The sequence below is a fragment of the Falsiroseomonas sp. RANM36 genome (assembly GCF_056682175.1).
In genome coordinates, this window is the sequence record NZ_JBWXTD010000002.1 from 718,504 (window position 1) to 727,318 (window position 8,815).

The following is an 8,815-nucleotide window of genomic DNA, read 5'->3' on the forward strand; positions in this document are numbered from 1 at the left end:
GCCCCGCGCCCCCCCCGCCCGGGCGTCCCCCCGGGGGGGGGGGGGGGGGCGGCCCCGGCGCCGCCGGTCCCGGCATCGAACAGCGAGATCGGCGCGCCCGGCATCACGGTGCTGATCGCGTGCTTGTAGACCAGCTGCGTATGCCCGTCCCGGCGCAGCAGCACGGAGAAGTTGTCGAACCAGGTGATGATGCCCTGCAGCTTGACGCCGTTCACCAGGAAGATGGTGACCGGTGTCTTCGACTTGCGGACGTGGTTCAGGAAGACGTCCTGTACGTTCTGCGACTTCTCGGCGGCCACGGAGGGTTGGTCCTTCTTGTTCATGGCCTGCCGCGGCGCGGATGGCAGCGTGCAGGACCGACCGCCTCACCTTTCCAGAGGTGCGGGCGCTCTGGCAAGGGAGGGTGGTGCGCGATGCCCGATCACCTGCCCTCGCGCATCTGCAGGGCGCCGAGGCGGACCAGCGCATCGGCCAGCGCGGCGGCGTCGTCGAAGGCGAGATCGGGCGCGGCATGGGCGAGGCCGCCGTCATGCGGCGCGCCGCCGACCAGCACCGCCGTGCAGCCCGCCGCGCGCGCCGCGCGCATGTCGAGCGCGGTGTCGCCGACATACCAGACATGCGCCCCGGGCCGCACGCCGCAGGCGGCGAGCGCCATCGCGAAGGGCGCCGGATCGGGCTTGTCGGCCGCGGCGTCGCCGGCGCCGACAAGGGCGGCGAAATGCGCGCTCCAGCCGAGATGGCCGGCCTCCGCCCGGAGCAGCGGCCCCTGCTTGTTGCTGATCACCCCCTGCGGGCCGATCGTGGCCGCGGCCGACAATGCCGTGGCCGCGGCCGGCATGGGCGCGAGCACCTCCAGATGGCAGGCGCGGACGGCCGCGGTGAAGACATCCCGCGCCCGTTCCCAGCCCGCGCCGAACATGCCGGGGAAGGTGTCGCGGAGCGAGCCGCGCACACGCGCCAGCACCGTGGCGCGATCCCATTCCGGCATGCCGAATTCGCGAAAGGTGACATTCAGTCCATGCTGGATCGCGGCCCAGCCATCCACCAGCGTGTTGTCCCAGTCCCAGAGGATGCAGGCGGGGCGGTTCATGCGAGTTGTCGCCTGAGGTCGTCGAGGTCGCCGAGCACCCAGAGATCGCGGATCAAGCCGTCCGCGCAATCGAAGAACGCCGCGCCGGCCCAGCCGACCTGCCGCCCTGTCGGCGGCACGCCGAGCAGCGGCCCGCCGGCATGATGGCCGGAGAAGCGCATGCGGGCGGCGGCACGCGGCGCCTGCTCCACAAGCTCCACGATGTCGCAGCGGTAGCGTCGCAGCGCGCCCCGCACGGTCCGGACATAGCCAGCGAAGGCATCATGGCCGCGCAGCACGCTGCCGAGCGAGCCGCGGAAGGCGACGTCCGGCGCCATGAGTGCCGGGATGCGCTCGAGCCGACCAGCTTCCCACACCTCGGTGTAGAAGGCGCGCACCAGCGCGGCCGGAGTCACGCCGCGTTCCTGATGTCGCCCTTCACGTGGCGGGCGAAGATCTCGAACAGCCGGCGCACCACCGGCCCGACCTTGCCGTCGGCCACAGGCCTGCCGTCGATCTTCGTGATCGGGCGCACGAAGGAGGTGGCGGAGGTGATGAAGGCCTCCCGCGCCTTCGCGAGATCGTCGAGCGTGAAGGGCGCCTCGTCCCAGGCGATGCCTTCGGCCTTGAGCTCCGCCATCAGCGCGGCGCGGGTGCAGCCGGGCAGGATGACGTGATCGAGATGGCGGGTGCGGATCGCGCCCTTCTCGTCCACGATCCAGAAGGTCGTTGCCGCGCCCTCGTTCACGATGCCCGTCGCCGCGTCGTAGAGGATCGCCTCGATCGCGCCCTTCTCGCGCGCGGCCTGGCGCGCCAGGCAGTTCGGCAGCAGGTTGACGCTCTTGATGTCGCGCCGCGCCCAGCGGAGGTCGGGCAGCGTGATGGCGCCGGCCTGCCAGGCGTCCACGTCGCTCGGATAGGGCGCCACGCGCTTCACGGTCACGACGATGGCCGGCGGCACCGGCTTGGTCGGGAAGGGATGGTCGCGTCGCGCCACGCCGCGCGTCACCTGCATGTAGAGCAGGCCCTCGGTGACGCGGTTGCGCCGGGCGACCTCGCGCAGGACCAGCCGCAGCGCGGCGCGCGACATGGGCATGGGCAGCCGGATCTCGCGCAGGCTGCGCTCCAGCCGGTCGAGATGCAGGTCCTCGTCCACGTAGCGGCCGCCGTAGAGGTGCACGACCTCGTAGATGCCGTCGCCGAACTGGTAGCCGCGATCCTCGATGTTCACCGCTGCGTCCGGCTTCTGGACGTAGCGGCCGTTCACATAGGCGATCCTGGACATGGGCTTGCCCTCAGGCGCCGGGCGCCGGCTCCGCCGGCTTGGCTTGCGCGCAGGCCGATGGTGCGCCGCTTCGGCGGTTGGTTGGTGCGCGGCGCCCGTCGGGCGCTCGGCCCGCTGCGCGGGCCGGGTGCAGCCATCTTGCAGAAGATCGCGCCCTTGTCACCCGCCTGCCGGCGCGCGGTCCTCGGCGTTGACCCCCAAAAACTTCAGCTTGCGGTGCAGCGCGCTGCGCTCCATGCCGACGAAATTCGCCGTGCGGCTGATGTTGCCGCCGAAGCGCAGCAGCTGGGCTTCCAGATATTGCCGCTCGAACAGCTCGCGCGCCTCGCGCAGCGGCAGGGTCATGATCTCGCTGCTGCGGTCGAGCTTGAGCACCGCCGGCGCCGCGGCACCCACCTGCGGCGGCAGCATGTCCGGCCGCACCGGCTCCCGCGCCTCGCCCGGCGCCATGATCAGCAGCCAGTCGATCAGGTTGCGCAGCTCGCGCACATTGCCGGGCCACTCATAGGCCTGCATCGCCGCCAGCGCGTCCTCGGTCAGCTCGCGCGGCGCCATGCCGGAGGTCTCGACCGACTTGGCCATGAAGTGGCGGGCCAGCGCCGGGATGTCCTCCCGCCGCTCGCGCAGCGGCGCGATCCGCAACGGCACCACGGCGAGGCGGTAATACAGGTCCTCGCGGAAGCGCCCGCCGGCGATCTCGGCCTGCAGGTCCTTGCTGGTGGTGGTGATGACGCGGACATCAACCTGCACGCGCTGCGCCCCGCCGAGCCGGGTGAACCCCTGCTCCTGCAGGGCGCGGACGATCTTGCCCTGCGTCTCGATCGGCATGTCGCCGACCTCGTCCAGCAGCAGCGTGCCGCCATGGGCGCGTTCCAGCACGCCGGCGCGGCGCGGCTGCGCCGCCGGATCGGCGCCGGTCTCCACCCCGAACAGCTCCTCCTCGAAGCGGCCGGGGGCGAGGGTGGCGCAGTTCAGCGCGACGAAGGGCCCATCGGCGCGGCGTGAGCGGGCATGCAGCATGCGCGCCGCCACCTCCTTGCCGGAGCCGGCCGGGCCGCTGATAAGCACGCGGGAGCCGGTGGGCGCCACCCGCTCGATCGCCTGGCGGAGCTGCGACATGGCCTGCGAGACGCCGACGAGCTCGGTCTCGGCGCCCGCCCGCAGCTTGAGCTCGCTGACCTCGCGCTTCAGCCGCGCGGCTTCCAGCGCGCGGGAGACGATCAGCAGCAGCCGGTCGGCCTCGAAGGGCTTCTCGATGAAGTCGTAGGCGCCCTGCTGGATGGCCTGCACCGCGGTCTCGATGGTGCCGTGGCCGGAGATCATCACGCAGGGCACGCGCGGCTCCTCCTGGTGCATCACCTCCAGGATGCCGAGGCCGTCGAGGCGGGAGGCCTGCAGCCAGATGTCGAGGATGACGAGCGAGGGCCGGCGCGCCCGGAAGGCCGCCAGCGCCTGGTCGGAATTCCCGGCCTGCCGTGTCTGATAGCCCTCATCCGACAGGATGCCCTCGATGAGGGCGCGGATGTCGGGCTCGTCGTCCACGATCAGGATGTCATGCGCCATGGCCGACCCGCCCCACGCCCATCTCCTCTCGTCGTGCCGCTGCCGGCGGGGCGGCCGGCAGGATCAGCACGGCGCGCGCACCCGGGGCCTCCCCGCGGTCCTCGAGCGCCAGCCGTCCCCCATGGTCCTCCATGATCTTCTTGACGATGGCAAGGCCGAGACCGGTTCCTTTCGCCTTGTGGGTCACATAGGGCTCGGTCAGACGGGCGCGTTCCTCGCCCTCGGGCAGGCCGATCCCGTCATCCTCGACGACGATGGCCCAGCCTTCCGCGCAGGCCTCGAGCCGGAGGGCGATTCGCCCGCCCTGCCCCTCGGCCGCGTCCTCCCGCGGCCTGGCGGCGACCGCATCGGCGGCGTTCTGCAGCAGGTTGGTCAGCGCCTGGCCGATCAGCCGCCGGTCCGCCGGCACGGTGGGCGCAGGGTCGGGGATCTCGACCTCGTAGGCGATCTCGGGATGCGCGGCCTGCTGCAGCACCAGCGCCTCCCGCATCAGGCGGCCGAGATTCTCGGGGCGGATCACCGGCTGGGGCATCCGCGCGAAGGCGGAGAACTCGTCCACCATCCGCCCGATGTCGCCGACCTGGCGCACGATGGTGTCGGTGAGCGAGCGGAAGGTCTCGGGATCGCTGCCGATCTCCTTGAGATACTTGCGCTTGAGCCGCTCGGCGGAAAGCTGGATCGGCGTCAGCGGGTTCTTGATCTCATGGGCGATGCGCCGGGCCACATCGGCCCAGGCGGCCTTGCGCTGGGCCGATTGCAGCTCGGTGATGTCGTCGAAGGTCAGCACGAATCCGACCACCGCGCCCTGCTGCGTCTCCGCGCCGATGCGTGCGATCAGGCTGCGTCGGCGCGAGGGCGGGCCGAGCGGGATCTCGGCCATGCGCGGCCGGTCCGGCGCGGCGGCGGCCTCGGCGATCAGCTCGGCGAATTCCGGCACCACCTTTGCCAGCGGCAGGCCGATGCCGGCGTCGAGGTCGATGCCGAGCAGCTCGCTGGCCGAGCGGTTCGGCAGGTTGATCCGCCCCTGCGCGTCGAGCCCGACCACGCCCGCCGAGACGCCGGAGAGCACCGTCTCGGTGAAGCGGCGCCGCTCGTCGATCTGGCGATACGCCTCCATCAGTTCGCCGCGCTGGGCGGAAAGCTGGCTTGTCATGCGGTTGAAGGCGCGGCTGAGCGTGGCGAGCTCGTCATCCGCGGTGCCTTCCTGCACGCGGGTCGAAAGGTCGCCCGCGCGCACGCGCTCGGCGGCGGAGATCAGGCGGCTGATCGGGCGGGCGAGCTGGTTGGCGAAGACCAGGCCGACCAGGACGGCGCCGAGCAGCACCAGCAGCGCGGCCCCCAGGAAGACCAGGGCGAAGGTGATCTGCAGGCTGCCGCGGTTGCGATCCAGCATGTCGTATTCCTGGAAGGCAAGCTCGGTCCGGCGCAGGTGCTCCAGCACCCCGCCATCCAGCGGGCGGCCGATCATCAGGACGAGCCGCGGCTCCACATCGAGCGTGGCCAGGGCCCGCACCCGCGCCTCCCCTTCGACCGGGATCACCACCACCTCGCCCTGGCGCAGCTGCTCGAGCGCGCCGAGCGGCAGCTCGACGATCGTCCCCGAGACGAAGCCGGCCTGGGCGACGACGCGGCCGAGCTCCGGCTCCACCAGCACGGCCTCCGTCAGGCCGCGCACCGAGGCCTGGGTGGCGAGCTGGCGCTCGAAGGCCGGCATGTTCTGCGGCAGGTAGAGTTGCGCGGCGCGGTTGAGGTCGGCGGCCATCGCCAGCGCATCCACCCGGATCTCGTCGCGATGCTGGTCGAGCCAGGCGCGGGAGGCGACCAGCGAGGCCTCCAGCGTGTCCCGCACCCGGTCGCTGAACCAGGCCTGGATGCCGAGGTTGAAGAAGATCGCGGCGAAGGCGGCGACGACGAGGGAGGGCACCACGGCCACCACGCCGAAGACCAGCACCAGCCGCACATGCAGCCGCGCCCCGGCACTGCCGCGGCGCCGCTCCGCCCAGACCCGCACCAGCCGCGCCGCGAGCGAGGCCGCGAGCAGCAGCAGCACGCCGGCATTGGCCAGCACCACGCCGACGATCTGTCCCGGCCGAGTCGGGCCGAGCGGCGAGCCGCCCGCCAGCAGGACGAAGGTCGCCACGCCGAGCAGCACCGCGGTGACCGCGAGGCCGAAGGTCATCCCCCGGCCGAGCAGCATGTCGCCGATCCGGCGGTTCCCCGGCCCGGCGGTGCCGCTCACGGCAAGCCGCGCACCACGGGCAGGTCGAGGTCCCGCAGCTTCTTGCGCAAGGTGTTGCGGTTCAGGCCGAGCATCGCCGCCGCCTTGATCTGGTTGCCGCGCGTGGCGCTGAGCGCGAGGCGCAGCAGCGGCCGCTCGACCTCGGCGAGGACGCGGTCATAGAGGTCGCGCACGGGCATGCCGTCCTTGTGCGCCGCCATGAAGCCGCCGAGATGGCGCTCCACCGCCTGCTCCAGCGTCTCCGGCGCGCGCGGCGCATCCTCGGCCGGGGCGGAGGCTTCCGCAAGCTCCGCCGCCACGGCATCCGGGCCGATCACCTCCTGCGGATAGAGCGCGGCGAGGCGGCGCATCAGGTTCTCGAGCTCGCGTGCATTGCCGGGCCAGGCATGCGCCTTCAGCCGCTCCATCCCCGGTCCGTCGAGCTGCTTGCCAGGCAAGCCGGCGGCGCGCGCGCGCTCGAGAAAGTGGCGGGCGAGCAGCGGGATGTCCTCGATCCGCTCGCGCAGCGGCGGCAGGCGGATCGGCACCACGTTCAGGCGGTAGAACAGGTCCTCGCGGAACTGGCCGGCGCGGATCGCCTGGCGCAGGTCGCGATGCGTCGCCGCGACGATGCGGACATTCGCCTTGATCGGCTGGCGGCCGCCGACGGTGGTGAATTCGCCTTCCTGCAGCACGCGCAACAGGCGGGTCTGCGCCTCGGGCGGCATGTCGCCGATCTCGTCGAGGAAGAGCGTGCCGCCGGCCGCCTGCTCGAAGCGGCCGACGCCGCGGTTCAGCGCGCCGGTGAAGGCGCCGCGCTCATGGCCGAAGAGCTCGCTCTCGATCAGCTCGCGCGGGATCGCGGCCATGTTGATCGCCACGAACGGCCCGCTGCGCCGCCGCCCGTAATCGTGCAGCGCGCGCGCGACCAGTTCCTTGCCGGTGCCGGACTCGCCGGTGATCATCACCGTGAGGTCGGTGGTCGTGAGGCGGGCGACGGTGCGGTAGATCTCCTGCATCGCCGGGCTGCGCCCGACCAGCGGCAGGCGTTCCTCCTGCTCCTCGCCCTCCGGCGCCTCCGAGGCGGTCGGCGCGGCGAGCGCGCGCGCCACCACGGCCAGCAGGTCCTTCAGGTCGAAGGGCTTGGGCAGGTAGTCGAAGGCGCCGCGCTGGGTCGCCTTGAGCGCGGTCGAGAAGGTGGATTGCGCGCTCATCACCAGCACGCGCAGGTCAGGGCGCACGCGGCGGATGCGCGGCACGAGGTCGAGCCCGTTCTCGTCGGGCATCACCACGTCGGTGATGACGAGATCCCCTTCCCCGTCCTCGACCCAGCGCCACAGCGTGGAGGCCGAGGAGGTGGCGCGGACATGGTAGCCGGACCGGCCGAGCGCCTGGCTCAGCACGGTGCGGATCGCCCGGTCGTCGTCGGCGATGAGGATGGTGCGGGTGACGGCGGCGGCGGGCGGGGGTGCCGTGACAGCTTCGCTCATGTCGTGGCTCCGTGATCGGCGCGGCGGGGAGGTGCCGGCAGGGAGAGGCGGAAGGTCGTGCGGCCGGGTCGGCTGTCGCATTCGATCAGCCCGCCCTGGTCGGTGACCAGCTTCGCCACCAATGCAAGTCCCAGGCCCTGGCCGCCGCGCTTCGTCGTGACGAAGGGCTCGAACAGCGTGGCGCGCACTTCCTCGGCGATGCCCGGCCCGTTGTCGCGCACCATCACGGTCAGCGGCAGATGGACGCGCTCCGCGCTGCCCGGCACGGCGATGCGCACGCCGTGGTGATAGGCGGTGACGAGCTGGATCTCGCCTTCGCGCGGATCAACGGCCTCTGCCGCGTTCTTCACCAGATTGAGCAGGATCTGCACAAGCTGGTCCCGATTGCCCCAGACCGGCGGCAGGGAGGGGTCGTAGCCCTGCACGATGCGCAGATGCCCCGCGAAGCCCGAGAGCGCGATGCGGCGCACATGGTCCAGCACCTCGTGGATGTTGACCTCGGCGCATTCGATCGGGCGCTCGGAGAACATGTCCATGCGCTCGACCAGGTTCTTGATGCGGTCGGCCTCGTCCTGGATCAGCTGGCACAGCTCGCGGTCGGATTCCGCGGCGCCGAGTTCCAGCAGCTGCGCCGCGCCGCGAATGCCGGAAAGCGGGTTCTTCACCTCATGCGCGAGCATCGCCGCCATCGCCGAGGCGCCGCGCGCCGCGCCCCGGAAATTGAGCTGGCGGTCCAGCATCTGCGCGGTGGACGCATCCTGCAGCGTCAGCACCACGCCGCCTTGCAGCTCCGGCAGCGGTGCGCCCTGCACCGCGACGCCGAAGCGCCGCAGGCGCGGGCTCTCGAGCGCGAGGTCGTGGTCATAGACCGGCGCCTCGTGCCGGCGCACCTGGTCCAGCAGGCCGAACAGCCGGTTGTCCTGCGGCAGCAGATCGCGCAGCGAGAGCGCCGCGAGGGAGGGCGCGGAAAGCTGGAAGAACAATTCGGCGGCGGGATTGGCGAAGCGGAAGCGGTCCTCGCCGTCGAGCGCCACGGCGGGCACCGGCAGCGAGCCGAGGATGGCCAGCGCATCCGGCGCGGCGGGGGCGGCGGGGGCGGCCGGGGGGAGGGTCGGGGGGGGGGGGGGGGGGGGGGCGCCCCCCCCCCCGCCGCCCACCCCACCGCCACCCGCCCCGCCCCCCCCCCCCCC

The 8,815-nt window shown here is 72.3% G+C and carries 8 protein-coding genes; all 8 read right to left on the reverse strand.

What is annotated here, in order from left to right; all coding sequences use genetic code 11:
• A partial coding sequence (hfq, locus tag AC1MIR_RS04295; protein WP_480027060.1) for an RNA chaperone Hfq occupies nucleotides 1-299 on the reverse strand: 299 nt, incomplete at its 3' end.
• 122 nt (nucleotides 300-421) lie between these two features.
• Nucleotides 422-1,090, reverse strand: a complete 669-nt coding sequence (locus AC1MIR_RS04300) for an HAD family hydrolase (protein WP_480026934.1) — start codon at nucleotides 1,088-1,090, stop codon at nucleotides 422-424.
• Nucleotides 1,087-1,485, reverse strand: coding sequence for an ester cyclase (locus tag AC1MIR_RS04305; RefSeq protein ID WP_480026935.1), 399 nt, complete (start codon nucleotides 1,483-1,485; stop codon nucleotides 1,087-1,089). The genes AC1MIR_RS04300 and AC1MIR_RS04305 overlap by 4 nt, the downstream gene beginning before the upstream one ends.
• Nucleotides 1,482-2,354, reverse strand: coding sequence for a D-amino-acid transaminase (locus AC1MIR_RS04310; protein ID WP_480026936.1), 873 nt, complete (start codon nucleotides 2,352-2,354; stop codon nucleotides 1,482-1,484). Before AC1MIR_RS04310 ends, AC1MIR_RS04305 begins: the two co-directional genes overlap by 4 nt.
• A gap of 159 nt (nucleotides 2,355-2,513) precedes the next feature.
• On the reverse strand, nucleotides 2,514-3,917 hold the full coding sequence (gene ntrX, locus AC1MIR_RS04315; RefSeq protein ID WP_480026937.1) for a nitrogen assimilation response regulator NtrX: 1,404 nt from the start codon (nucleotides 3,915-3,917) through the stop codon (nucleotides 2,514-2,516).
• Nucleotides 3,907-6,114: a sensor histidine kinase NtrY-like gene (locus AC1MIR_RS04320; protein WP_480027061.1), complete on the reverse strand. Its 2,208-nt coding sequence runs from the start codon at nucleotides 6,112-6,114 to the stop codon at nucleotides 3,907-3,909. The genes ntrX and AC1MIR_RS04320 overlap by 11 nt, the downstream gene beginning before the upstream one ends.
• 38 nt (nucleotides 6,115-6,152) lie before the next feature.
• Complete coding sequence (ntrC, locus tag AC1MIR_RS04325) at nucleotides 6,153-7,625, reverse strand: nitrogen regulation protein NR(I) (protein ID WP_480026938.1); 1,473 nt, start codon at nucleotides 7,623-7,625, stop codon at nucleotides 6,153-6,155.
• The gene (locus AC1MIR_RS04330) at nucleotides 7,622-8,692 is read right to left on the reverse strand and encodes a two-component system sensor histidine kinase NtrB (RefSeq protein ID WP_480027062.1); all 1,071 of its coding nucleotides are present in this window, start codon (nucleotides 8,690-8,692) and stop codon (nucleotides 7,622-7,624) included. Before AC1MIR_RS04330 ends, ntrC begins: the two co-directional genes overlap by 4 nt.
• Nucleotides 8,693-8,815: the final 123 nt, after the last annotated feature.